The sequence below is a fragment of the Pseudomonas sp. GD03903 genome (genome assembly GCF_029840045.1).
Taxonomy (GTDB): Bacteria; Pseudomonadota; Gammaproteobacteria; order Pseudomonadales; family Pseudomonadaceae; genus Pseudomonas; species Pseudomonas pseudonitroreducens.
On sequence record NZ_JAOCBT010000006.1, the window covers coordinates 172,073 to 196,531 of the forward strand.

24 protein-coding genes and 1 riboswitch are annotated in these 24,459 nt (G+C 67.5%); of the genes, 4 read left to right on the plus strand and 20 right to left on the minus strand.

Annotated features, from left to right (window positions below; all coding sequences use genetic code 11):
• Window positions 1–4: 4 nt before the first annotated feature.
• From eutL to eutS, 15 genes are all read right to left on the minus strand, one after another.
• Window positions 5–664 carry an ethanolamine utilization microcompartment protein EutL gene (gene eutL / locus N5C91_RS11705; RefSeq protein ID WP_236172510.1) on the minus strand — a complete coding sequence of 220 codons (660 nt, stop codon included), beginning with the start codon at window positions 662–664 and terminating at the stop codon, window positions 5–7.
• A gap of 13 nt (window positions 665–677) precedes the next feature.
• Window positions 678–1,559: an ethanolamine ammonia-lyase subunit EutC gene (gene eutC / locus N5C91_RS11710; RefSeq protein WP_279829762.1), complete on the minus strand. Its 882-nt coding sequence runs from the start codon at window positions 1,557–1,559 to the stop codon at window positions 678–680.
• A gap of 13 nt (window positions 1,560–1,572) precedes the next feature.
• Window positions 1,573–2,934 carry an ethanolamine ammonia-lyase subunit EutB gene (locus N5C91_RS11715; protein ID WP_236172508.1) on the minus strand — a complete coding sequence of 454 codons (1,362 nt, stop codon included), beginning with the start codon at window positions 2,932–2,934 and terminating at the stop codon, window positions 1,573–1,575.
• Window positions 2,935–2,956: 22 nt separating this feature from the next.
• The gene (locus N5C91_RS11720) at window positions 2,957–4,363 is read right to left on the minus strand and encodes an ethanolamine ammonia-lyase reactivating factor EutA (protein ID WP_279829764.1); all 1,407 of its coding nucleotides are present in this window, start codon (window positions 4,361–4,363) and stop codon (window positions 2,957–2,959) included.
• Window positions 4,364–4,374: 11 nt separating this feature from the next.
• Entirely contained in the window at window positions 4,375–5,625 is a 1,251-nt protein-coding gene (gene eutH / locus N5C91_RS11725; protein WP_279829765.1) for an ethanolamine utilization protein EutH, read from the minus strand.
• A gap of 48 nt (window positions 5,626–5,673) precedes the next feature.
• Window positions 5,674–6,873 carry an iron-containing alcohol dehydrogenase gene (locus tag N5C91_RS11730; RefSeq protein ID WP_279829766.1) on the minus strand — a complete coding sequence of 400 codons (1,200 nt, stop codon included), beginning with the start codon at window positions 6,871–6,873 and terminating at the stop codon, window positions 5,674–5,676.
• A complete protein-coding gene (gene eutJ, locus N5C91_RS11735) occupies window positions 6,870–7,712 on the minus strand; it encodes an ethanolamine utilization protein EutJ (RefSeq protein WP_279829769.1) in 843 nt (280 codons plus the stop codon). The genes N5C91_RS11730 and eutJ overlap by 4 nt, the downstream gene beginning before the upstream one ends.
• A gap of 7 nt (window positions 7,713–7,719) precedes the next feature.
• The gene (locus tag N5C91_RS11740; RefSeq protein ID WP_279829771.1) at window positions 7,720–9,144 is read right to left on the minus strand and encodes an aldehyde dehydrogenase EutE; all 1,425 of its coding nucleotides are present in this window, start codon (window positions 9,142–9,144) and stop codon (window positions 7,720–7,722) included.
• Between the two features lie 116 nt (window positions 9,145–9,260).
• The gene (gene eutN / locus N5C91_RS11745) at window positions 9,261–9,548 is read right to left on the minus strand and encodes an ethanolamine utilization microcompartment protein EutN (protein ID WP_279829773.1); all 288 of its coding nucleotides are present in this window, start codon (window positions 9,546–9,548) and stop codon (window positions 9,261–9,263) included.
• Window positions 9,549–9,689: 141 nt separating this feature from the next.
• Window positions 9,690–9,983: an ethanolamine utilization microcompartment protein EutM gene (gene eutM, locus N5C91_RS11750; RefSeq protein ID WP_236172501.1), complete on the minus strand. Its 294-nt coding sequence runs from the start codon at window positions 9,981–9,983 to the stop codon at window positions 9,690–9,692.
• A 105-nt stretch (window positions 9,984–10,088) separates the two neighbouring features.
• The gene (locus N5C91_RS11755) at window positions 10,089–11,090 is read right to left on the minus strand and encodes a phosphate acetyltransferase (protein ID WP_236172500.1); all 1,002 of its coding nucleotides are present in this window, start codon (window positions 11,088–11,090) and stop codon (window positions 10,089–10,091) included.
• Window positions 11,087–11,920, minus strand: coding sequence for an ethanolamine utilization cob(I)yrinic acid a,c-diamide adenosyltransferase EutT (gene eutT / locus N5C91_RS11760; protein ID WP_236200535.1), 834 nt, complete (start codon window positions 11,918–11,920; stop codon window positions 11,087–11,089). The genes N5C91_RS11755 and eutT overlap by 4 nt, the downstream gene beginning before the upstream one ends.
• Before the next feature lie 7 nt (window positions 11,921–11,927).
• Window positions 11,928–12,641, minus strand: a complete 714-nt coding sequence (gene eutQ / locus N5C91_RS11765; RefSeq protein ID WP_279829777.1) for an ethanolamine utilization acetate kinase EutQ — start codon at window positions 12,639–12,641, stop codon at window positions 11,928–11,930.
• On the minus strand, window positions 12,638–13,105 hold the full coding sequence (locus tag N5C91_RS11770; RefSeq protein WP_236172497.1) for a EutP/PduV family microcompartment system protein: 468 nt from the start codon (window positions 13,103–13,105) through the stop codon (window positions 12,638–12,640). The genes eutQ and N5C91_RS11770 overlap by 4 nt, the downstream gene beginning before the upstream one ends.
• Window positions 13,106–13,107: 2 nt before the next feature.
• On the minus strand, window positions 13,108–13,443 hold the full coding sequence (eutS, locus tag N5C91_RS11775) for an ethanolamine utilization microcompartment protein EutS (RefSeq protein WP_236172496.1): 336 nt from the start codon (window positions 13,441–13,443) through the stop codon (window positions 13,108–13,110).
• A 259-nt stretch (window positions 13,444–13,702) separates the two neighbouring features.
• A riboswitch (cobalamin riboswitch) is annotated at window positions 13,703–13,901 on the plus strand.
• 95 nt (window positions 13,902–13,996) lie between these two features.
• Here eutS and N5C91_RS11780 point away from each other — a divergent pair.
• A complete protein-coding gene (locus N5C91_RS11780; RefSeq protein ID WP_279829780.1) occupies window positions 13,997–15,853 on the plus strand; it encodes a TonB-dependent receptor in 1,857 nt (618 codons plus the stop codon).
• Window positions 15,854–16,314: 461 nt separating this feature from the next.
• Here the strand turns inward: N5C91_RS11780 and N5C91_RS11785 are convergent, their stop codons facing one another.
• From N5C91_RS11785 to N5C91_RS11800, 4 genes are read right to left on the minus strand one after another with little or no spacing between them, the layout of a single operon-like run.
• Window positions 16,315–16,914 (minus strand): HAD family hydrolase, encoded by a 600-nt coding sequence (locus N5C91_RS11785; protein WP_279830028.1) that lies wholly within the window; start codon window positions 16,912–16,914, stop codon window positions 16,315–16,317.
• An 8-nt stretch (window positions 16,915–16,922) separates the two neighbouring features.
• Window positions 16,923–17,792, minus strand: a complete 870-nt coding sequence (gene tesB, locus N5C91_RS11790) for an acyl-CoA thioesterase II (protein ID WP_236200537.1) — start codon at window positions 17,790–17,792, stop codon at window positions 16,923–16,925.
• 13 nt (window positions 17,793–17,805) lie between these two features.
• Window positions 17,806–19,422 carry a nitroreductase family protein gene (locus N5C91_RS11795; protein WP_279829782.1) on the minus strand — a complete coding sequence of 539 codons (1,617 nt, stop codon included), beginning with the start codon at window positions 19,420–19,422 and terminating at the stop codon, window positions 17,806–17,808.
• Window positions 19,419–19,961, minus strand: coding sequence for a GNAT family N-acetyltransferase (locus N5C91_RS11800; protein ID WP_279829783.1), 543 nt, complete (start codon window positions 19,959–19,961; stop codon window positions 19,419–19,421). The genes N5C91_RS11795 and N5C91_RS11800 overlap by 4 nt, the downstream gene beginning before the upstream one ends.
• A 209-nt stretch (window positions 19,962–20,170) precedes the next feature.
• Between N5C91_RS11800 and N5C91_RS11805 the strand changes: the two genes are divergently transcribed.
• A complete protein-coding gene (locus N5C91_RS11805) occupies window positions 20,171–21,376 on the plus strand; it encodes an MFS transporter (protein WP_279829785.1) in 1,206 nt (401 codons plus the stop codon).
• An 88-nt stretch (window positions 21,377–21,464) separates the two neighbouring features.
• Window positions 21,465–22,388, plus strand: coding sequence for a histone deacetylase (locus tag N5C91_RS11810; protein ID WP_236172490.1), 924 nt, complete (start codon window positions 21,465–21,467; stop codon window positions 22,386–22,388).
• Here the strand turns inward: N5C91_RS11810 and N5C91_RS11815 are convergent.
• Window positions 22,373–22,873 carry a hypothetical protein gene (locus tag N5C91_RS11815; protein WP_236172489.1) on the minus strand — a complete coding sequence of 167 codons (501 nt, stop codon included), beginning with the start codon at window positions 22,871–22,873 and terminating at the stop codon, window positions 22,373–22,375. The genes N5C91_RS11810 and N5C91_RS11815 overlap by 16 nt on opposite strands.
• 310 nt (window positions 22,874–23,183) lie before the next feature.
• On the opposite strand from N5C91_RS11815, the gene N5C91_RS11820 reads away from it, so the two are divergent.
• The gene (locus N5C91_RS11820; RefSeq protein WP_279829786.1) at window positions 23,184–24,425 is read left to right on the plus strand and encodes a TIGR03862 family flavoprotein; all 1,242 of its coding nucleotides are present in this window, start codon (window positions 23,184–23,186) and stop codon (window positions 24,423–24,425) included.
• Window positions 24,426–24,459 lie beyond the last annotated feature (34 nt).

Below are 24,459 nucleotides of genomic sequence, written 5' to 3' on the forward strand. Positions count from 1 at the left end.
CTCCTCAGCGTAACTGGATCGGTTGCCGCGCCACGTCCAGCACCGCCTCGCGGAACGCGTTGCAGGCGGCCAGGCAGGCGGCCTGGCTGCCGCTCAGGAACGCGGCCGAGTAGTTGGTCTCGGAGGGCGGCGGCACGTAGGTCACCAGTTGCACGTCGGCGGCCTTGAGCGCGGCATCGATACCGAAGGTGGCCTCCAGCGGCGGGGCGACCAGGTAGGCGATCGGATCGCCTTCGCTGATCCCGGCGGTCTGCGCCAGGTAGCTGCCGGTGCGCGATACCACGTGGGCAAGGAAGGCAATGCTTTGCGCCTCGTTGGCCCAGCGGAATGCCGGGCCGTTTTCGATGGTGGCAACCATCGAGTCGAGGCCGGCGCGCACCTCGGCCGGGTTCGGCCCGCCCAGCATGATCAACACCTCACCGGCGGTGGGCGACGGGCCATTGGCAGCGCCGGCATAGAGCGAGCGGCCATACACCACCTGGACCAGGGCCTGTTTGGTGGCCTCGTCGGCGGCGATGTAGGCGACATCGTCGGAGTCGACGCTGATCAGCCCGAGGCTGCGGATATCGTCGGGGAGTTTCAGTTCGCGGCGGAAATCGTCCTGCAGCGAAGCGATCAGGCGCATCGCGGTAACGCTGGGTTTGATCGGATCAAGGATGCTCATCAGGATTACTCTCTCAACGATTCAGGGCGATACCGGAGGCTTTCTTCTCCAGCATCCGCTTGGCCAGGTCGACGATGACCGCCGCCGCTTCCACCGGCGGGGTGCCGCCACGGTGGATGTTGGAGATGCAGGTGCGGTCGGCTTCCACCGTGCCGGCCAGGGTCGGCTTGTACACGGCGTAGCAGGACAGGCTTTCCGACTGCCCAAGGCCCGGACGCTCACCCACCAGCAGGATCACCACCTGGGCGCCGAGCAGCTCGCCGATCTGGTCCTCGACCTTGACGCGGCCGTAGCGCACGAAGAACGGCGTGCCGACATCCAGCCCGGCGCTCTTCAGGCCCTGCAGCAGCGGCGGAAGGATTTCGTCGAAGTTAACCGTCACCGCATCAGTGGACAGGCCATCGGAAATCACCAACTGTACCTGCGGGTTCTTCTTGCACTCCGCCAGCAGCGTGGCCACGGCCTTCTCGCCCAGGCGACGGCCCATGTCCGGGCGGGTCAGGTACTGGTCCTTGGACTCCACTTCCGATTGCACTTCCAGCAGGCCCTGCTGCTTCACCCAATCGGCGGACACCTCCTTGAGCACGGTGTCCTTGGAGCGCGAGTGGTCCGCCAGGAAGCGCAACAGCGCCTGCGTGCGCGGACGCACACCGGCGCGCCCAAGGCAGACGCGCGCGGCGGTGGACTTGCGGAATTCCTGGAGCACTTCCGGGCGCTGCGCGTTGTCGATGCCGATCCACTGGCGGGCCTCGGCCGAGCCCAGGTCCCAGGAGCACAGGCCATCCTCGACGCCCGCCTGCACGCTCACCGGCTCCGCCTGGGGTGCATTGGCCGGGCGTCCCTTGAGTTCGTTCAGCACGGAGCGAACGATGTCCTCGATCTGCTGCTGATGCATGTCAGTTCACCTATTAGAAGAAAATGGAGGGATCGCCCGCGCGCGGGGTCAGCCGGCCGTTGTGCATCAGGCCCATGCGCTCGAGCCACTGCTCGAACTCCGGTGCCGGGCGCAGGCCGAGCAGCTGGCGGATGGTGGCGGTGTCGTGGAAGGCGCTGGTCTGGTAATTGAGCATGATGTCGTCGCCCATCGGCATGCCGATGATGAAATTGCAGCCGGCGGTGGCGAGCAGGATCATCAGGTTCTCGTTGGAGTTCTGGTCGGCATCGGCGTGGTTGGTGTAGCAGCAGTCGACGCCCATGGAGAGGCCGCTGAGCTTGCCCATGAAGTGGTCTTCGAGGCCGGCGCGGATGATCTGCCGATCGTTGTAGAGGTACTCCGGGCCGATGAAGCCGACCACGGTGTTGACCATGAACGGGTCGTAGTGCCGGGCCAGGCCGTAGTTGCGCGCTTCCATGGTCAACTGGTCGGCACCGAAGTGCGCACCGGCGGAGAGCGCCGAGCCCTGGCCGGTTTCGAAGTACAGGCAGTTGCTGCCGGCGATGCGGTTGTACTCGGCGCCCACGGCACGAGCCTCGTCGAGCATGGCCAGTTCCACGCCAAACTCGCGCAGGCCCTTCTCGCTGCCGCAGATGCTCTGGAAGATCAATCCGCCCGGCGCGCCACGACGGATCGCCTCGACCTGGGTGGTGACGTGGGCCAGCACGCAGCCCTGGGTCGGGATGTCGAACTTGTCGATGGCCTCGTAGACGGTGTTGAGTACACGGGTGGTGTTCTCGACGTTGTCGGTCACCGGGTTGACCCCGATCACCGCATCGCCGATGCCGTAGGACAGGCCTTCGTACATCTGCGCGGCGATGCTCTTCACGTCGTCGCGGGTGTCGTTGGGCTGCAGGCGGGCGCTGAAGTGCCCCGGCAGGCCGATGGTGTTGTTCGCGCGCTTGACCACCGGGATCTTCTTCGCGCCGTAGATCAGGTCGGTGTTGGAACAGATCTTCGCCACCGCCGCGACCACTTCGGAGCTCAGGCCCTTGCGCAGGAAGGCGATGGCATCGGTGTCGGTGCTGTCGGCGAGGATGTATTCGCGCAGCTCGCCGATGCTCCAGTTGGCGACACGGGCATAGGCGGTTTCATTGATGCCGTCCTGGATCAGGCGCGTGACGCAGTCTTCCTCGTAGGGAATCACCGGGTTCATGCGGATATCAGCAACGGTCAGCTCCGACAGTACCTGCTTGGCCGCCACGCGTTCCTGGGCGGTACTGGCGGCGACACCGGCAAGGATGTCACCCGAGCGCGGTTCGTTGGCCTTGGCCAGAACCTCCTTGACGCTGCCGAACTGGTAGATCTTGCCGAACAACTGGGTCTTGAGTTTCATCGCACTGCCTCAATCAGAAAGCTCAGGAAGGGAAAGCCAGGGACTTGACGGTGACCGGGAGGATCTCGCCGTCGAAGATCGGGCTGCCGATATCGATGTAATCGCCATCGCTGGTCGCCACTTCGTCGATCACTGCCAGGGCGCGTCCGGCCAGGTGCGGCTGCAGCAACATGCCGAGCGCCTTGCCAAGGTCCTGGCTGGCGACGACCAGCAATGGATAGGGGTTGGGATAGCGCCGCTGGAACTCGGCGAGCTGCTCCACGCAGCGCTGCAGGGCCTGGTAGGCCACCGGCAGGTCGGCCGGGAGCGCCAGGGCGTATAGGTCTTCGCCGGCGCGCAGGTCCATCTGCTGCAGGCGTGCAAGCCAGGCATCGACCGCGGTCCGGCCGGCCATGCCATGCACGACCGGCACGTTGCGCAGCGGCAGTTGCAGGTCGCGCAGCCAGATGGTGCTGCCCGACAGCGACAGGCTGTGGGCACCCGCGCCAATCACCGTGGCGCGCACCGTCTGGCTCGGCTCGCGCATGGGCAGCCCGGCGAATCCGGCATCCTCGCGCAGCGCCGTCGCCAGCAGCGGGCCGATGTCGCCGTAGCGCAATGCAGCCTCGCCACGGTCCTGGTAGTAGCACTGGCCGACGCCGCCGGAGAGAGTGACCGCGTACAACGGCATCAGCGGCGGCAACGGCTCGGTCATCAGCAGTTGCCGGGCCAGCGGCGACAGGTCGCCGTCGATCACCTCGAACAACAACCGCGCCATGCGCTGCGCCACCCTGCGCAACTGCTCGATGGACAGCCCCCGGCCTTCGTCGACGTGGCCGAAGAGTTCCTCGCAGATGGCCCGAGCCGGTGCGTGCAGGTGCTTGATCTGCCCGTTCGCCTCGACTTCCACCAGGTGGCCGCCGACATTCAGGCAGGCCGATGCCACCACCCGTCCCGCTTCGAACAGCGCATAGTTGGCGGTACCGCCGCCGATATCGATGTTCAGCACGCGACCGGCCGTGGCGCTGGACAGCTCGGCGGCGCCCGCTCCGCGCCCGGCGATGACCGACTCCAGGTGCGGGCCGGCGCTGGCCACGACGAAATCGCCGAGCCGTTCGGCCAGTTTCAGGACTGCCGGGCGAGCATTGCGCGCCTTGGAGGTTTCGCCGGTGATGATGATCGCGCCGGACTCGATGTCCTCCGGCGCGAGCCCGGCAGCACGGTATTGGCCGAGGATGAAGGCGAGCAGTTCCTCCTCGCGCAGGTGCCCTTCGAAATCGATCGGGGTGAAGGTCACCGGGCTCTCGTAGGTGACCTCCCGCGAGGCGAACTCGTAGTGCGGAACCTGCGACAGCGAGGCGCGGTTGACCAGCACCAGGCGGGAGAAGATCACCTGCGTGGTGGTGGTGCCGATGTCGATGCCGACGCTGCGCAATTCCTTCCTGCTCATCGCCGCGCCTCCTACTTGGCCGGCAGCGATGCCGGGGCATCGGCGGCCAGGGTGGCCGGCTCGGACTTGGGCACGATCATCATCGCCACGATCACCGCGGTGATGCCGCCGATCAGCTTGCCGACGATCATCGGGAAGATCATCGCGGACATGTTCGCCGCGGTGAAACCCAGGTGGTCGCCCAGGGCGAAGCCGGCGGACACGGCGAAAGCGCAGTTGATGACCTTGCCGCGGTTGTCCATCTTGCCAAACATGCCGAACATCGGGATGACGTTGGCCAGGCTCGCGACCATGCCGGCCGCGGCGTCCTTGTTCATGCCCAGCAGGTTGCCGACCTTCATCAGCGGCGTGCCGAACCAGCGGGTCAGCAGCATCACCATCGGATAGGCACCCAGCAGCACGCAGGCGATCGAGCCGATCACCTCGATGGCGCGCATGGTTTCACCGGGCTGGTCACCCTTGCTCATGAAGATCGGGTCGATACCGGGGATCAGCGTCCAGCCGACGGTGTACTGCACCACGGCGGCGGCGAGGCCGACGGTGATCAGGCCGACCAGGATCTTGGCGAAGACTTCGAAGCCGGCGATGATCTTTTCCGGGCAGAACTTCAGGCCCAGGGCGATCAGCCCGGCAACGATCAGTACCGGCACCATGTTGATGAAGATCATCGCCACGGTGAACTCCACCGGCAGGCCGTTGACCTCGATGTTCGAGACCATCGCCACCAGCCCGCCGGCAATGCAGCCCAGCGGAATGGTGACAATGCCGGCCAGCGTACCGATGGCGAGGAAGCGCCGGTCAGAGGGCTCGATGATGCCCAGCGCCACGGGGATGATGAACACCAGGGTCGGGCCCATCATCGCGCCGAGGATCAGGCCCGAGTACAGCCAGGCCGCGGTATCACCGCCCGCCAGTTCCTTGGCCAGGAAGAACGCGCCCATGTCGTTGGCCAGCAGGGTGCCGGCGAACATCGCTGGGCTGGCGCCGACGCTTTCATAAAGCGGTATCACCAGCGGCCCGAGCAGCGTGGCGAGCACTGGCGCCAGCGCGGTGATGCCGACCATCGCCAGGCCCAGGGCGCCCATGGCCATGAAGCCTTCCTCGAATTGCGAGCCGGCCCCTTCGATGCTCCGGCCAACCTTGCCCAGGCCGATCAGGCCGAGGACCTTCGCCGATCCGCCGAACTGGCCGAATATCCGGTCAACCGCTGCGATCAGCAGGAAGACCATCATGACGACCATGATGATTTCATTGATGCTCATGACTGCTACTGCTCCTGAACGACTTTTAATTCCTTCGCGGCAGCCGCCTCAGCGCTGCCAGGCATCCTGGTAAATCCCGATGATCTGTGGCGCGCTGGCGGAGCGCGGGTTGCCGGCCAGGCAAAGGTCCTGCAGGGCCACTTCGGCAAGGGCGGCGAAGTCTTCGCGCAGCACGCCGAAGGAGGCCAGGGCGCGCCCGGCGCCAACCTCGTCGATCAACTGCTGCACCGCCGCGATGCTCGCTTCGCTATCCAGCGTGTCGCGGGTCAGGGCGTGGCCGATCTCGCCGTAGGCGCGCTTGCAGACCAGCTGGTTGAAGCGCATCACCGCCGGCAACATCAGCGCGTTGGCCTGCCCGTGGGGAATGCCGTAGCGCGCGCCGAGCGGGTGGGCCGTGGCGTGGCACAGGCCCAGGCCGGAGTTGGCGAACGCCATGCCGGCCATGTAGGAGGCGAGCATCATCGACTCGCGGGCGGCGATGTTGCCGCCCTGCCCCACCGCCAGCGGCAGGGCCTCGCCGATCAGTGCCACGGCGCGCAAGGCCAGGCCCTGGGTCAGCGGCGTCGCCGTGGGCGAGACGTAGGCCTCGATGGCATGGGTCAAGGCATCGATGCCGGTGGTGGCGGTGACGCCCGGCGGCACGCCGACGGTCAGGCAGGCGTCGATGATCGCCAGGTCGGGAATCAGGTCGCTGTGGACCAGCACCTGCTTCACCTGGCGCAGGCTGTCGGTGATGACCGCGACATTGGTCGCCTCGGAGCCGGTGCCCGCCGTGGTCGGCACCGCGATCAGCGGTACGCGGCGGCGCACCGCGCGGCCATCCTGGCCCAGGCTGCCGAGGTCGTGGCCCGGGTTGGCGGCGAGCATGGCGGTGACCTTCGCCGCGTCCAGTACCGAACCGCCTCCGAAGGCCAGCACGCCATCGCAATGGGCAGCGAGCAGTTGCCGGCTGGCGGCTTCCACGGTTTCGCTGTGCGGCTCGCCGCCGGGATAGATCAGGTATTCGCAGACCACGCCGGCATCTTCCAGCGAGCGCAAGAGCCCCTGGTCCAGGCCGTGCTCGTGCAGCAGGCCATCGACCATCACGAAGACCCGGCTGATGCCGCAGGCCTGGATCGCTTCGCTGGCGCGCACGATGGCGCCGGAGCCGATGTAGGTGCTGGGCGGCACACGGAACTCGCGCACGGCGCGAGCATTGAGCATATCCAGGGCGCGGTAGATGACCCGCCCGACATCCTGAGCATTCATCGCGAAGCTCCTTGTGTGTCCCGCAGGCCGCAGCTGGCAATGGCCAATGGCGTGGTGAACAGTGGCGGCGCGGGCAGCACCACGCGCTGGGCGGGGAAAGCGGCAGCGAACAACGACTGCACGCCGGGCAGGGCGCAGGAACCACCGGAGAGGTAGATTTCCGCCACCTCGAAACCCGTCAGATGCTCGCGGACGATGTCGCTCATCTTTTCGAACACCGGCCGCACCAGCGGCCAGAGCGTTTCGCCGTCCGCGCGCTTGCGCTGCTCGGCTTCCTCCAGCGACACCTTGAGATGGCCGGCCAGCACCAGGCTGACGTGATGCCCGCCGGTGGGTTCGTCTGCGGAGTGGATGACCTTGCCATCGCGCACGATGGGCACGCCGGTAGTGCCGCCGCCGATGTCGACCACGGCGGCACTTTCCAGCTGCAGCATGCGGGCGACGGCGGAGGGTTCGTCGATCACGCAGCTGACATCCAGGCCCGCCGCTTCCAGCACGTTGATCGAGATGCGCGGCTCGGTGCCCGGCGGATAGGAAGTCGCTGCCTGGGTGAAACGCACGCCCAGTTGCTCCTGCAGGCTGTCCAGTTGCCGGCGCACGATGTTCACCGCGCCGAAGAAGTCCCAGACCACGCCGTCGCGTACCACGTCGGCCCAGTCCAGGCGCACAGCGACCGGCAGGCCATCGGCGTCGAGCACCATCGACACCACGTCACAGGTGCCCAGGTCGATGCCCAGGGTCAGTGGCCCCGGCTCGACGACGGCCTGCTCGGGCTCGGACAGGTAGAAGGCTGCACGCCGCAGGCGTGGCAGCAGCCATTGCTGCAGATCGCGTTGCATGGCGGCCTCAGACAATGCGCAGTTGATCGACCATGACGCAGCGACGCAGGCGCACGAAGGTCCGCGCCGAGGTCACGCCTTCGCCAGTGGGCGTGGTGATGGTCATGGTGGTCCAGCCTTCGCCGCCAAAGCCCAGGCCGGCGATGCACGGGCCGTTCTTGACGAAGATGCTGGTGTCGATGGCGTTGGCCATGCGGTCCAGGTTGCGCAGGTTGCTCGAATGCATGGCGGCGGTGTGGTGGCAGCCGCCTTCGAGCTTCACCGCCAGGTCGATGGCCTGATCGACGTTGGCCACGCGCACCAGCGGCAGCACCGGCATCATCATTTCGGTGACGGCGAAGGGATGCTCGGCCGGGGTTTCCACCAGCAGCAGCCGGGTCGTCGCCGGCACTTGCAGACCGATGGCCGCGGCAATCTTCACGGCGTCGCGGCCCACCCAGTCGCGTGACACCGAGCCGCGGCCGTGCTCGTCGACTTTCGGCAGCAGCAGGGGCAGCAACTGGCGAGCCTGCTCGGCGCTCAGCTCGACCGCGTCGTGCTTGAGCATCTCGGCCTTCAGGCGGTCGGCCACGCTGTCGACCACGATCAGCACCTTTTCGTCGGCGCAGATGATGTTGTTGTCGAACGAGGCGCCCCGCACGATATCGCGGCCGGCGCGGGCAAGGTCGGCGGTCTCGTCGACGACCACCGGCGGGTTGCCGGCGCCGGCCGCGATCAGGCGCTTGTTGGTGTGCTTGCGCGCGGCTTCCACCACAGCCTCGCCGCCGGTGACCACCAGCAGGCCGATACCCGGATAGCGGAACAGGCGCTGGGCAGTCTCGATGTCGGGGGTCTTCACCGTGGTGATCAGGTTGGCCGGTGCGCCGGCGGCAACCATCGCCTCGTTGAGCAGGCTGATGGTGCGCTGCGACACGCGCCTGGCAGCCGGGTGCGGGGCGAACACCACGCTGTTGCCGGCGGCGATCATGCTGATGGCGTTGTTGATCACGGTGGCCGCGGGGTTGGTCGATGGCGTCACCGAGGCAATCACTCCCCAGGACGCGTTCTCGATCAGGGTCAGGCCGTGGTCGCCGGTCAGTACCTGCGCCTGCAGGCACTCGGTGCCGGGCGTATGCAGAGCCTGGGCGATGTTCTTGGCGGTCTTGTCGTCGATACGGCCCATGCCGGTCTCCTCCACCGCCAGCTCGGCCAGCTCGCGGGCATGGCGCTCGCCGGCCGCGCGAATCGCGGCGATGGCGCGATCTCGCAGCGCCACCGAATGCAGCGACTTCTGTGCCTGGGTGGCAGCGGCGACGGCGTCATCCAGCTCGAGGAAAACGCCCGGCGCGCAGGTCTCGCCCAGTGCGGGCGTCGCGTCGGTCGCGGAGCTCGCCCCTATCGAAGCGAGTACCGCCTTGACCACCTGTTCGATTTCCTTCGGGTTGATATCCACGTCATGCCTCACAGAATTCAGGGATGAGTCGGCCCACTCCGTCCGGCGAGGGCCAGCAGAGAGAGCGTCCAGAAAATGTCGGCGCCTGTCGGCGCTCGTGTTGTGGGGTGCAACCGCTACTTGCGGTAGAACACTCCGCCGTCGATCACCGCCTCGTCGACGATGCCGACCACGCACAGATCGATCGGTGCGCGTCCATCGGCGCTGGTCTGGCGCGCGGAACTGCCGCTGGCCAACAGCACCCATTCGCCGTTACCGGCACCAATGGTGTCGGTCGCGACCTGTTGCTCGCCGGCGGGCTGGCCGTCGGCACCGATGCCTCGCACCAGGAGCAAGCGATCCAGCCCGAGCCCCGGGTGCTTGACGGTGCAGACCACCTGTCCCACGACCACTGCCAGTTTCATTGCCAATATCCTTGCTGGGCCGCTCGCCAGCGTCGGTGCCCGTCGTGGGCCACCGACGCGGAGAGGCGGCGGGAAGTACGCGGCGCGTTATCCGGTACAAGGCACGAAGCGCCCCTTGCACGGGACTTCGCGAACGGCCGGTCAATCCACCAGGCGATCGCTGGTCAGCTTGATCGGGAACACTTCTTCCAGGTCCGAGTGCGGACGCGGGATCACCTGCACCGAAACCACCTCGCCCACACGCTGGGCAGCGGCGGCGCCGGCATCGGTAGCGGCCTTGCAGGCGGCAACGTCGCCACGGACCATCGCGGTCACCAGGCCACCACCGATCTGCTTGACGCCCACCAGCTTGACGCGAGCGGCCTTGACCATGGCGTCGGACGCCTCGATCAGCGCCACCAGGCCCTTGGTTTCAATCATGCCTAAAGCTTCCATAACTCACTCCTCACAATCGACAGCCCTTGCGGACTTCAATCGAGTGGCTGACCACTCGCCTCACCCCCGGAACGGCGGGGGCACCGTCTGCTTCGGAACGGTCGCTCAGGCGACGCGTTCCACCTCCGTGGAACCGCCGCCCATCTTGCTGGCCAGCAGAACCGTCTGAATCATTTCTTCGCTCGTGCAACCGCGCGACAGGTCATGCAATGGCGCGCGCATGCCCTGCAGCATCGGGCCGATGGCGCTCATCCCACCCAGTCGCTGGGCGATCTTGTAGCCGATGTTTCCCGCCTCCAGGCTGGGGAAGACGAACACGTTGGCCGCGCCGCCCAGCGGGCTGTCCGGTACCTTCAGCGCAGCCACCTGCGGGACGAAGGCGGCGTCGAACTGCAGCTCGCCATCGATGCACAACCGGGGCTGGCGTTGGCGTACCAGGGCGCAGGCCTCGCGAACCGCATCGGCATCGGGATGCCGCGCACTGCCATTGCTGGAGAACGACAGCATCGCCACCCGCGCCGGCTCGCCGGTCACGCGTTCGAAGCTGGCCGCCGAGCTGATGGCGATGTCTGCCAGTTGCTCCACGGTTGGCCGCGGCACCACGCCACAGTCGGCGAAGCCCAGTACCTGGCCATCGCCCGGGGGCAACATGAAGAACACCGAGGACAGCGTCCGGTTGCCCGGCTCCAGGCCCACCACGCGCAGCCCGGCACGCAGGACGTCGGCGGTGGAACTCAGGTTGCCGGCAATGCACAGGTCGACCTGCCCGGCCTCCAGCATCGCCGCGGCGAACCACAGCGGATTGCCCAGCTGCTCCAGCGATTGCTCCGGGGTCAGGCGGCTCTGCCGCTGCGCCAGGCTTTCGGCGAAACGCTGGCGCCACGGCGAGTGACGCGGATCGAGCACCGGCACCTGGCCGAGATGGATACGCCGCTCCAGGCAATAGCTGCGCAGGGCGAAGGGGTCCGCGACCAGCAATGGCTCGGCCAGCCCTTCGGCCTTGAGGTACTGCGCGGCCTCGATGGCCCGGCGGTCCAGGGCGTCGGGGAAAACCACCCGCGGCGGATTCAGCCGGGCAGCCCGGCGACACTCATCGATCAGGCTCACGGCCGCTCTCCTTCGACACGCTCGCGCAGCGTCTGGCTGTTCGGCCAGGGCTTGCCACGCAGATTCATTGCACTCATCAGCATCGCCACATAGAGGGCACTGGAGAGTCGGTTCAGCACATGCAGCAGGTCCGCGCGGCGGACCTGGAAACCAGGTGCGGTGAACACCTGGGCCGCGCTGATTTCCACTTCACGCACCTTGGCGCGCAGCAGGTTGAGCAAGGCCGCCGGACGGCCGAGGCCCAGTTCGGGGACGACATGGTCATGCCCCAGGTATTTCAGCGGCGCGTGGGAAATCCGGTGGATGAGCGCGTCGTCCAGCCCGCCCACCGTGAAACCGGCCAAGGGTTCATCGACGGCGTCGGCGCGCATCAGTTGCCCCAGCACCGAGCGGATATCGGCGAGCCACAGGGCCAGCTCGCTCGGCTCGCGCAACTCCACCTGCAGCCAGACGGCCAGCGCGATCGCCGCATCCAGCTCAGCGCGAAAACGCAGGCGCGGGTCGCTCTTGGCAACCAGCTCGGTGGCGCTCAGGTGCGTCATTCCCGCCGGCTTGCGTTCGGGGGCGTGGCCACACAGCTGGCAGCAAGCGCGCGGTTTCTCGGCGCTGCCGGTGAGCCCGTGCACGGGTTGCAGCTGGGCGCCCTCCTCGCCTTGTACTTCACGGTAGAGGCGCCCCTGCTCATCGAGGAACTTCACCGAAAGCCGCCGCTCTTCGATCAGCGTGCGGGCGGCCGGCGTCAGTCGCGCGTCGGCCGGCAGGCGCAGCTCGGTGCCCTCGCTCAGGCCGTGGCGCTCGCGCAACCAGGTTTCGGTGATGAAGGTGCTCATGGCTGCCTCACTGTTCCTGCCAGTTGGCCGGCCAGGCCACATAAAGGAAGCGCACGCGGCTGGGCGTACCGAACTCGATGTGGCTGCCCTTGGGAATGAACAGCACATCGCCTGGCCTGCCGATCAGCGTCTCGCCGTTCTGGCGAATGTGCAGCTCGCCTTCCAGCACCAGGTCGACCTCGTCGTAGTTCAGCGTCCAGGGGAAGAAGGCGTTCTCCCACTGCATGAAGCCGGCGCCCATGCTGCTGCCATCTTCGCTGCCGACCACGTCGGTGATACCGATCTGGCCGCCGCCCTCGACGCCATCCAGCAGGCCGAAGCGCACCGAGTCGCCCTTGACCAGCTTGATCCCGCCCGAACCGGTGCGGGCCTCGAACCCGGCCTGCGCGGCGCTTGCCTGGGCCGGGCCAGCCTGGGCGGCTTTGCGCACGAGCTGCTCCACCAGGGCTTCATCCACACCGGCCGGCAGCCGCGCCATGACCGCGGCGCGAATCTGCGCCAGGTCGTTTTCACCGGCAATCCCCGGGGCCTCCTGCTTCTCGACGGTCATCGCGGGTTGCGCGGTCGCGCCGACCACCCGCTCGATGAGTGCCAGCCCCGCTTCCTCGGCGATCATTCGCGCCTCGGGTGTGACGATGCAGTGCGGCAACTCGACCTGCAGCGCAGTCTGGCCGGCAGCGACGGCCTCGCGGATGGTCCCGGCGGTAATCAGCTTCTTCATTTCAACTCTTCCTCGATCCGATGGCCTTCGCTCAGCAGTTGGCGCAAGCGCTCAATGCTGGCGGGGTCGTCGCGCGTGGTATGGACAAAGGGGCCTTCGATGCCGTGGCGCCGCAGCAGGCTCTCGACGGCGGGCAGATCGACACCGGGCAGGTCGCACTTGCTGATCACCGCGAGCACGCGCTTGCCGGCATGGATGTCCAGCAGGCCGGGCGGCAACCGGCATTCGTTCGAGTCGGCCGGGTGCACGTAGACCAGCACGTCGACGTCATCGGTACTGGTGATCAGCGCGCGATAAAGACGCGGGTGGCTGACAAATTCGCCGGGGGTATCCAGCGCGCCACAGGGGTCGTAATCCAGCGCCTGGGTCTTGCGGGCGGCTTCGTCGCGCCCGCGCAGCGCATTGAACAGGGTGGTCTTGCCGGCTCCGACGCCACCCACCAGGGCGTATCGCAAGGTGCTCATCATCAGCTCCGGGTGACCGTGCAGACGCTGTAGTCGAGCAGCCGGCCCAGCGCCTCGCAGGTCCGCTGCAACGCCTCTTCCACCGCGCCGACGCTGCCGTGCAGCACCAGGGCGCCGCTGAAGCGATCGAGGAAACCGATCTGCACGTCGGCCGCCTTGGTGGCGAAGTCACCGGCGATCATCGCGGTCTCTCCGGGGGTCAGCGTCATGATGCCGATGGCCTGGGCGCCGGGGACGCCGATCTTGCTCGAGAGGTCTTCCTGCGGATGGGCGATCAGGTGCGCCAGGGTGACCTGCTTCCCCGGTACAAACTCCTGGATGATTCGCTCTCTGGACATTGCCTGGCCCTCCTGACTTGACCCGAAGGCTAAGGAGCAAGGATCGACAGGCCCTATCTATTTCCGGCAAATCTGCAGCGCTGCCGCGGCACCCTTGCGCCCGGTCAACTTTCGCGCTGATCGTCACGCCGTCTGAGCGATTTCGTCGCAGTTCGGGAAAGCGAGGCGGGCCCTGCTGTGGCGCAGCTTTCAATGCGGCGTGAAGACGCCTGCCCGGGTTGCCCGCCTGGCAATGGGGGGACTGCTGGTACTTGCCCGCACCGGAACTAGCTCGTAAGGTTCGCCCCGTTTTCGTTCGAGGTAACGGGAAGCAGGTGAAAGACCTGCGCTGCCCCCGCAACGGTAACCGGCGCACTCCCTGCGGGAGTGCAACATCGCCATCCGCCACTGCATGAACGCGGGAAGGCGGCGATGTGATGCCGGCAGCCCGGAGACCGCCCTCGACACGCCCCGACAGGTGTTGCGGAGGGCCGCACCGTCAAGCGCGGTGCTGCATCGTCCGCCCTTGTCACGCCCTCCTCGAAAGTCATCCGACCGCTTTTGAGGACGCTCCATGAAACTGACCCGACTCGCCCTGGCCACCAGCCTGCTGCCCGGCATGGCCTTCGCCGCTGGCGACATCTACACGCTCTCCGACCAGGTGATCACCTCCGCCCGCCAGGCCCAGCCGCGCGCCGAAGCCACCTCGGCCAACAGCGTGTTCACCCGCGCCGACATCGAACGCCTGCAGGTGCGCAGCGTCCCCGCCCTGCTCGCCCGTGTGCCCGGCGTGCAGATGGGCAGCTCCGGCGGCGTGGTGTCCTATTCCGTACGCGGCACCAGCACCGCGCAGACCCTGGTACTGGTGGACGGCCAGCGCATCGCCTCGGCCAGCAGCGGCATCGCCCGCCTGGATTACCTGAGCGTCGACAGCATCGAACGCGTCGAGGTCACCCGTGGCCCGCGCTCGGCGCTGTATGGCGCCGATGCGATCGGTGGGGTCATCCAGATCTTCACCCGCCGCGGCGAAGCCGGGCTGCATCCGGAAGTGCGCCTGGCCGCCGGCAGCCACGGCACCTTCGAGCGCAGCCTGAGCCTTTCCGGCGGCAACGAGCAGACCCGCTACAACCTCGGTGGCAGCCTCGACGAGAGCCAGGGCTGGGACCGCACCAGCGACAACGTCGGCGCCGACAACGACCACGACTCCCAGCGCAACAAGGCCGTGCACCTGAACCTGGACCATCGCTTCAGCGAGGACTGGAAGGCCGGCCTGAACCTCAACGACCAGCGCGGCAAGAACGAATACGACGACGCCTACAACTTCGAGCCCGGTACGCCGCAGGACGAATTCCGTGTCAGCAGCTACAGCGCCTACCTCGACGGCCAGATCACGAAAATGTGGAACAGCCGCCTCGAACTCGGCCGCAGCTTCGACCGCAACAAGGCCGTGGGCGCGGCCGATAGCTGGAACAACGGCACCCTGGAAACCACCCGCCACTCGGCGAGCTGGATCAACCGCCTGCAGCTCGACGAAGCCAACCAGCTGGCCCTGGGCACCGACTGGTACCAGGACAAGGTCGACGGCAGCACCGCCTTCGCCGACGACCAGCGCAGCAACCGCGCGTTCTTCGCCCAGCACAGCTTCAAGGGCGACAACTTCGGCACCGAGCTGGGCATCCGCCACGACAACAACCAGGCCTACGGCAGCCAGAACAGCTGGAACGCCGCCTTCAGCCTGCCGGTCGGCGACAACCAGACCTGGATCGCCAGCTACGGCGAGGGCTTCCGCGCGCCGACCTTCAGCGACCTCTACTACCCCGGCGCGAGCAACCCGGACCTGAAGGCCGAGACCTCGAAGACCTATGAGCTGCAATGGCGCGGCGACATCGAAGGCACACACCTGGAAGCCTCGCTGTACCGCACCGAGATCGACGACCTGATCGCCTGGGACAGCACCAGCAATCAGCCGGAGAACATCAACAAGGCGCGTATCAATGGCTTCGAGGCCAGCGTTGCGCGCGACGTGCTGGGCTGGCAGGCCGCCCTCGGCCTGAGCATGATCGACCCGCGCGACCGCGATACCGGGCACACCCTGCCCTATCGCGCGCGCCGCACCCTGAGCCTGGACCTGGATCGACAGTTCGGCGCCTTCGGCGTCGGCGGCACCTGGCGCGCGGTCAGCCAGCGCTACGACGACGCGGCCAACACCCGCGAACTCTCCGGCTACGGCGTGCTCGACCTGCGCAGCAGCTGGCTGGCCAGCAATGAAATCCGCTTCGACCTGAAGCTGGATAACGCCCTGGACCGCAACTACACCCTGGGCGACTACCTGCGCCCGACCAGCCCGATGGACTTCATGGGCGAAGCCCGCCCCTACCGCGAACCCGGCCGCACCGCGCTGCTGGCGGTAACCTGGACGCCGGAGCTGTAGGGCGCAAGGCATTTCGTAGGATGGCGTGGAGCGAAGCGATACCCATCGTGCCTGGCACTGCCAGCATGGGTATCGCCTAGGCTCCACCCATCCTACGGATCTGGCGAGCGCGGCGCCTCCCGGCAACGCCAAGCGGCTCCCTTTCCCTCTGGAGCGGGGCGCGCAGACAGGGCCGGGGGGAGGGGAAATCCAGCGCGCCAATGCCAAAACGGAATACCCGCGGGAGCGGATTCATCCGCGATGGATTCGAGTGGCCGGATGCCGATCGCGGACGGAGTCCGCTCCTACGCAGTGCCGATCTGCTGGCGCAGGTTCAGATGAAGATCAGGAGCGCAGCTTTTCGCGAGCAAGCTCGCTCCTACAGGGTACGGCGCACGTGAGAGTTGGCCGCGCGCCGGGCCGCTCTTCGTAGAAGCGAGGGGGGCGCCTAGCCTTTGCTCGCGAACCCGCATTGCAGCGGACTAAACCAGTACCCCCGCCATCCGCCCCAGCTCCGCGCAGTCCCGCGCGTGCCAGTCGGTCAGCTCGGGCCAGGGATTCTCAGCAAGATTCACCAGCGCACTCTGCGCCCCAGCAGCCCGCGCGCAATCGAGATCGAAGCGGTAGTCGCCGACCATCAGCATCTTCTGCGGCGCCACGTCCCAGCGCGCGGCCAGGCGCAGCAGGCCGTCCGGACTCGGCTTGGGGTCGGCCTCGCCACGGCCGAGAACATCCTCGGTGAGGAAGCAATCGCCAATGCCGATGGCTGCCAGCGTGATCAGCGCCAGCTCGTGGGCGTTGCGGGTGAGGATGCCCAGGCGGTAGCCCGCAGCATGCAGCGCACGCACCAGTTCCACGGCGCCCGGCGCCGCCCTGGACGCCACCGCCAGCTCGCGCTCGTGCTCCAGCAGCCAGGCGTGCTTGGCTGCTGCCTCATCCTCCGGCAGCGCAGCCAGGTGGGTGAGGATGTCGTGCTCCTGGGGTATCCCCAGCGCCCGCTTGATCGCCGGGAAATCGTGCACCGCGAGCGTCAGGGTGCCGTCCATGTCGAACACCCAGTGGCGAATCTCTCCCAGTGGCAGGGCAAACGTCATGCCCAGTCCTCGCGGCGACGGATCAGGCCTTCCTGGGTCGAGGAAGCGACCAGCTGGCCGTCACGGTTGAAGATGCTGCCGCGCACGAAGCCACGGCCATTGCCGGCCCAGGGGCTGTCGATGGCATACAGCAGCCATTCGTCCGCGCGCAGGTCGCGGTGGAACCACACGGAATGGTCGATGGTGGCGACCTGCATATCCTTCTGCCACACCGAGCGACCGTGGGGCAGCAGCGAGGTGGTGAGGAAGCCGAAGTCCGAGGCGTAGGCGAGGATGTACTTGTGCAGCGCCGGCACGTCCGGCAGCTTGCCGTCGGCGCGCAGCCAGAGGTACTTGATCGGCTCGCCGACGGTGGGCTCGTAGGGGTCGTTCTGGGTGACCGGGCGGATCTCGATGGGTTTGGGATAGAGCAGTTTGTCGCGGATGCGCTCGGGGAATTTTTCCGCCCCGGCCTTCTTCAGTTCGAGGTCGGTGGGCAGGTTTTCCGGGCCGACCACGTCGGGCATGCTGATCTGGTGCTCGAAGCCTTCCTCGTCGGTCTGGAACGAAGTGCTCAGGGCGAAGATCGGCTGGCCCTTCTGGATCGCCGTGACGCGGCGGGTGCTGAAGGTGCCGCCGTCGCGCACGCGGTCGACCTGGTAGACCACCGGTTTGCTGGCATCGCCCGGGCGCAGGAAGTAGCCGTGCATCGAGTGCACATGGCGTTCCGGCTCGACGGTCTGGCTGGCCGCCGACAGCGCCTGGCCGAGCACCTGTCCGCCGTAGAGCTGGCGGAACCCGAGGTCCTGGCTCGTGCCGCGGAACAGGTTTTCTTCGATCTGCTCCAGGCTCAGCAGAGCCACCAGGTTGTCCAGGATCTGGGTCATGCGCGTTGTTTCCTCAATTGCGGTCTTGCTGAAGTGGGGGTCGGCGTGGCGACGGATAGGCGGGAAGGCTGGTGAGCCGTTCATCCCAGACCGCGCGGCCGATGGTGAAATGATAGAGGCTGACCGGGCAGTCCGGACCACCGCCGAGCAATTCGTCCAGCGCCGGATCGAAATAGCAGCCGATGCCGGTGCCCGACAGGCCCGCCGCTTCGGCTTCCAGATAGAGCAACTGGCCGAGCTGGCCGGCTTCCCAGTACAGGCGCGGGTAAGTCCAGGCGCCCTCGGTCAGCGCGGCGTCGAGGTCGGCCAGCATGGCGAAGGCAACACAACCGTCGCTGGCGATGTCCTGCCCGCAGGAAAGGAACGCCGACAGCCCGCGGGCATCGCCGGAGAGCAGGCGGTACAGCGGCAACCCACTCTCCTCCAGCGCTTGCCACAGGTAATCCTCACGCAAGCCGCCTGCCGCGCGGCCGCTGCGGCCCAGCCAGTACAGGCCCGGTTCCAGGCCCTGGACGCGGTGCACGAACAGCAGCAGGTCGATGCGCGCCGGCTCACCGGTGCAGGCCAAGGGTACCGGCGAGCGCCCGGGCATCAGGCGGCGCAGCCAGGCATACAACAGCTCGGCGTGAATGCCGCTGCGGCCATCCATGGACTGTGCGCTGCGCCGGCGATGGAGGATCGGGCGCAGCGGCAGGCCGGGGTTATTCACAGCCGCCTCGGCTTTCGTTGCCGACCAGTCACAGAGCGGTAGCACGGGGGCGCGACACAGCTGGTGCACGCGCTCCAGCTCCGGCCAGTGGCGATATTCGCGCGACAGGCGATTGGGCGCGCCGGCCAGCGGCAGCTCGGCAAGCCCCTTGAGCAGCGTGCCTGGCAACGGGAACTCGGCAGGGTGTGGCGGGCCGACCCACAGCAGCGCGTCGGCGAATTCGCTTTCGCTGAAACCTTCCCGGTCGAGACCGAGCAGCGCATCCAGCTGCGGCTCGGCGACGCCGCGCAGCAGGCGTACTTGCCAACCCTGGATCGCCGCGGCGATACCCAGGCCGGCCAGCGCGTGGCCGAGGTCGTGATTGCAGTAGCGATAGGCGCGCTCGCCGTACTTCCAGGCTTCGCGCCAGGGAATGCTGGCCAGTGCCAGCAGGAAGCCGCCCGCGGGCAAGGCGCCGTTCAGTTGATCGGCCAGCGGCGCGGGCAGTTCGGCGCGCACCTCCAGCACATGTTCATCGGCGCTGTAGTGCGCCAGCAGTGCAGCGTTATCCACAGCCCCGGAAGGCAGCAGCAGATAGGCTTCGGTCGGGTGCAGGTTGCCGCTGGAGGGGTTGACCCGCAGCGCCCAGCGATTGCCACCGGCCTCCTTCCACGCCGAGATCGCCAGGCTGTCGTAGAGCAGCTGCGAAACGCTGGCAAGGTTCAGCGGCGCCGGTTGGCCGATGGGGCCGCAGAAGGCGTCGTCATAGCCCGGCGACTCTTCCTGCGGCCGCTGCAGCAACTCGATGCAGCGCGCGCCGGCATAGCGGCGAAAGGCGGCCGGCTGGGTCGCCCAGTCGAGTTGGCCGGGGCCGGGGGCAAAGCCCTCCGGGCGATGGCTGCTCAGTGGGTGATAGGCGCGCACGCCGTCTTCCGCCTTCATTGGCGACCAATCCGGTACAGCACATGGGGTCGCAAGGCGTGGCCTTCCGGCAGGCGCGGGTGCTCGAAGTCGCCGGCTTCATCGCGAATCATCCCCAGGCGTTGCATCAAGCCCCGGGACGGCAGGTTGGCCGGTACGGTGAAGGCCACCACTTCCTCCAGCTGCAACTGCTCGAAAGCGAACGCCAGCGCGGCGCGGGCCGCTTCCAGCGCATAGCCCTGGCGCCAGTAGGCGACGTTGAAGCGCCAGCCGATCTCCACCGCCGGCGTGAAGGCGGCCTCGAAGGACACCCGCGCCAGCCCGAGCACGCCGATGAATGCGCCATCCTCGCGGCGCTCGACGATCCACTGGCCGAAGCCATGCTCGTCGAAGTGCACGAGGATGCGTGCCGCCAGCAGGTCGCTCTCCTCGCGGCTCATGCAGGCGGGAAAGTGGCGCATCACCTGCGCGTCGGCGTTCAGCGCAGCGAAGGGTACGAGGTCCTCCGCACGCCAGGGGCGCAGCAGCAGGCGCTCGGTAGTCAGGCTCGGGATATCCATGGTCGGCACCACGCGTCAGCAAAGGTGAGCATGATACCCGGCCACGGGCCAGTAGGAGGCAATCCGTCAGACCAGGCGCAATCGATTCAGCATCGAGCGCCGTCATCTGGTATTTTTCTCCTACCTTCGCTGTCGGTCACTGCCTTGACCGTGCTCACGCAGACAGCCGCGCCGCCCGGGCGCACCTCGAAAAAGACCAAGGAAACCCAATGACGACCTCCACCACCGGACTGCAACGCAGTACGGCTCTGGTGCTTTTCGCCCTTGCTGTCGGCGGCTTCGCCATCGGCACCACCGAATTCGCCACCATGAGCCTGCTGCCCTACTTCGCCCCGGCGCTGGGCATCGATGCCCCCACCGCCGGCCACGTGATCAGCGCCTACGCCCTCGGCGTGGTGGTCGGCGCGCCGCTGCTGGCGGTGCTCGGCGCGCGCCTGCCACGGCGCACCCTGCTGGTACTGCTGATGGCGCTGTTCGCGGTCGGCAACGGCCTCAGCGCCCTGGCGCCGACCTACCACTGGATGCTGCTGTTCCGCTTCATCAGCGGCCTGCCCCACGGCGCCTACTTCGGCATCGCCGCGCTGGTCGCCGCCTCCATCGTGCCGCCGCACCGGCGCACCGTGGCGGTCGGGCGGATGTTCCTCGGCCTCACCGTCGCCACCATCATCGGCGTGCCGCTGGCCAACTGGCTGAGCCAGGCCGTGGGCTGGCGCTGGAGCTTCGCCCTGGTGGCGGCGCTGGGCGTGCTGACCATGATCTGCGTGCGCCTGCTGGCGCCCTACTCGCCCGCCGAGCCGGATTCCAGCCCGCTGCGCGAGCTGGGTGCGCTCAAGCGCGGCCAGGTCTGGCTGACCCTGGGCATCGGCGCCATCGGCTTCGGCGGGCTGTTCGCGGTGTACACCTACCTGGCCGATATCCTCGGCGCCGTCACCCACGTTTCGCCGAGCATCGTGCCGCTGGTGATGGCGGTATTCGGCATCGGCATGACCCTGGGCAACCTGTTCATCCCGGTGCTCGCCGACCGCGCCGTGATGCCCACCGCCGGCGGCCTGCTGGTGTGGAGCGCGGTGGTGCTGGCGATCTTCCCGTTCACCGCAGGGAACATCTGGACCATCTCGATCTGCGTCTTCTTCGTCGGCTTCGGCGGCGCCCTGGGCACCGTGTTGCAGACCCGCCTGATGGACGTCGCCGAAGACGCCCAGGGCCTGGCGGCAGCGCTGAACCACTCGGCCTTCAACTTCGCCAATGCGCTGGGCCCATACCTCGGCGGCCTGGCCCTGGCGGCCGGCTACGGCTGGACCTCGCCGGGCTGGGTCGGCAGCCTGCTGGCCATCGGCGGCTTCGTGCTGTGGTCGGTGTCGGTGGCCAGCAGCCGTGCGGCGAGCCGCAACGCCACGGCCTCCAGCGAAGGCTGAAAAGCAGAGGGCCGGCGCGATGCCGGCCCTTTCGTCTGCGCGCCGCGCCGACGTACCCTGTGCAGCATATTCCCGAGCCGCCGACGCCATGCCGCTGCCCCTGGTCTACCACGACGACTACAGTCCGCCCTTCCCGGACAATCACCGCTTCCCCATGGAGAAGTTCCGCCTGCTGCGCGACCACCTGGTGGACAGTGCGCTGGTCACCGACGAGCAATTGCTGCGCCCGCAACTCTGCCCGGTGGATATCCTGGCCCTGGCCCACGACCGCGATTACATCGAGCGCTACTGCAGCGGCGCGATGGAACGCGAGGAGCTGCGTCGCCTCGGCCTGCCGTGGAGCGAAGCGCTGGCGCGGCGCACGGTACGCGCGGTGGGCGGCTCATTGCTGACGGCAGAACTGGCGCTGCAGAACGGTTTGGCCTGCCACCTCGCGGGCGGCACGCACCACGCGCACCATGACCACGCCTCGGGCTTCTGCATCTTCAACGACCTGGCGGTGATCAGCCTCTACCTGCTGGAAAGCGGCAGGGCCAACCGCGTGCTGATCTTCGACTGCGACGTGCACCAGGGCGACGGCACCGCGCGCATCCTGGAGAACGTGCCGGACGCGGTCACGGTGTCATTGCACTGCGAGAAGAACTTCCCCGCGCGCAAGGCGCACAGCGACTGGGACATTCCCCTGCCGCTGCACCTGGGCGACGCGGACTACCTGAAGGTGGTGCAGGAAGCGCTGGACTATCTGCTACCGCTGTACCAGCCGGATATCGTGCTCTACGACGCCGGCGTCGACGTGCACAAGGACGATGCCCTGGGCTACCTGCAGCTCACCGATGCGGGATTGGCCGCGCGGGACGAGCACGTCATCCGCCGCTGCCTGTCCAGCGACATCCCGGTGCTTGGCGTGATCGGCGGCGGCTATGACAAGGACCGCCACGCGCTGGCCCGGCGCCACGGCATCCTGCACCACAGCGCCGCGCGAGTGGCACGCGAGCTTCAGCTGCTGCGGTAGCGCGAATTGTTGGTGTCCATCCGCGACGGCAGGCGCTGCTGCTCCCAGCGCAGCAGTTCATGCTCCGAGTAGCCCAGCAGCGCAGCGGTCCGGGAACGGCTATCGGCGGCGTAGTGCTTCTCGCAGAAGCGCGCCACCTGCTCCGGCACGTGGTGCTGCAGCAGCTCCTGGGCACGCAGCGGACCTGCATACTGCAGGTAGCGCGGCAGCAGGCGGCTCCAGTTGGTGAACACATAGAGGTTGTGCAGCGCGATCTGTATCGACAGCAACTCGAGTATCCGTTGCTCGAACTTCACTTTCGAACCCTGCAGGTTCTTGTTCAGTCGCACCACCATGTGGGCCACCGCCTCGTTGAGAAGGGTGCGAATCTCCTCGCTGGGAAGGCTGCGGATGACAATGTCGAGGCCATTCACGCGCACGCGGGTGTCGCTGCCCTCCACCCACAGGTGGGCCTCATGAGAGCGAAGGTAATCACGGACTTTCATCGACAATCGGACCAAGGTTGCAAGAGGCCCGCATGCTGATGGATTCACAAAAGCGCCAACATCGGCGCAATCCCGATAACCTGTAGGAATTCTCGCAACCCCCATCATTCAGGGTGCGGAAATCCACTTCCCCAGGCCTGCGGATTTTCCACGACAACGCTGCAGCGGACTGTGGATAAGCGCCGGAGAAGCGCCTGCCGCGCCCGCCCGCACAGGCTTCCGCAGGGCCGGACAAAAAATGCGCAACCGCCCCGCAGCGCCCCTGCGCTAGAATTGCGCCCTTTCCCGCACACCTTCGCCTGGCCCCTGCATGACCGTATCGCGCCCCCTCGCCTCCCGTACCGCCCTCGTCATCGGCGGCGGCCCCGCCGGCCTGATGGCGGCCGAAGTCCTGGCCAGTGCCGGCGTGCAGGTGGAACTGTTCGATGCCATGCCCTCGGTCGGGCGCAAGTTCCTGCTGGCCGGCGTCGGCGGCATGAACATCACCCACTCGGAAGCGCGCGAGCCGTTCCTGTCGCGCTACGGGAAGCGCGCGCAAACCCTGGCGCCGCTGATCGAGGCATTCGACAACCAGGCGCTGTGCGCGTGGATTCATGGCCTGGGCATCGACACCTTCGTCGGCACCTCCGGCCGCGTCTTCCCCAGCGACATGAAGGCCGCGCCGCTGCTGCGCGCCTGGCTCAAGCGCCTGCGCGAAGCCGGCGTGGTCATCCATACCCGCCACCGCTGGCTGGGCTGGGAGGTCAACGGCGCGCTGCTGATCGAAGGGCCGGAAGGCCAACGCAGCGTGACGGCCGACGCCACCGTGCTCGCCCTCGGCGGCGGCAGCTGGCAGCGCCTGGGCTCGGACGGCGCCTGGGTGCCGCTGCTGGCCGAACGGGCTGTGGATATCGCGCCGCTGCGCCCGAGCAACTGCGGCTTCGAGGTGCAAGGCTGGAGCGAGTTCTTCCGCGACAAGTTCGCGGGGGCACCAGTCAAGCCGGTGGCGCTCTCGCTGGATGACGGCGCGCCGCGCCAGGGCGAGTTCGTGGTTACCGCCGGCGGCATCGAAGGCAGCCTGATCTATGCGCTCTCCTCTGCCATTCGCGAGCGAATCGAGCAGGCCGGCAGCGCCACGCTGAAGCTGGACCTGCTGCCCAACCGCAGCCTGGAACAGGTGGCGAAAGCCGTGGCGCAGCCGCGCGGCTCCAAGTCCATGGCCAATCACCTGCGCGGCCGCCTGGGCCTGGACGGTGTGCGCGCCGGGCTGCTGCGAGAGTTGTCCACAGCCGCCGACTATGCCGACCCGCAGCGCCTTGCCGGCCTGATCAAGGCGCTGCCGCTGAGCGTGGTGCGCCCCCGTCCGCTGGACGAAGCCATCAGCAGCGCCGGTGGCGTGACCTTCGAGGCGCTGGACGACTGCCTGATGCTCAAGGCACTGCCGGGCGTGTTCTGCGCCGGCGAAATGCTCGACTGGGAAGCGCCCACCGGCGGCTACCTGCTCACCGCCTGCTTCGCCAGCGGTCGCGCGGCCGGGCGCGGCGCGCTGGACTGGCTCGAAGCACAAGACTGAGCGCTGCACTTCCTGGAACCATAGTGCTAGATTC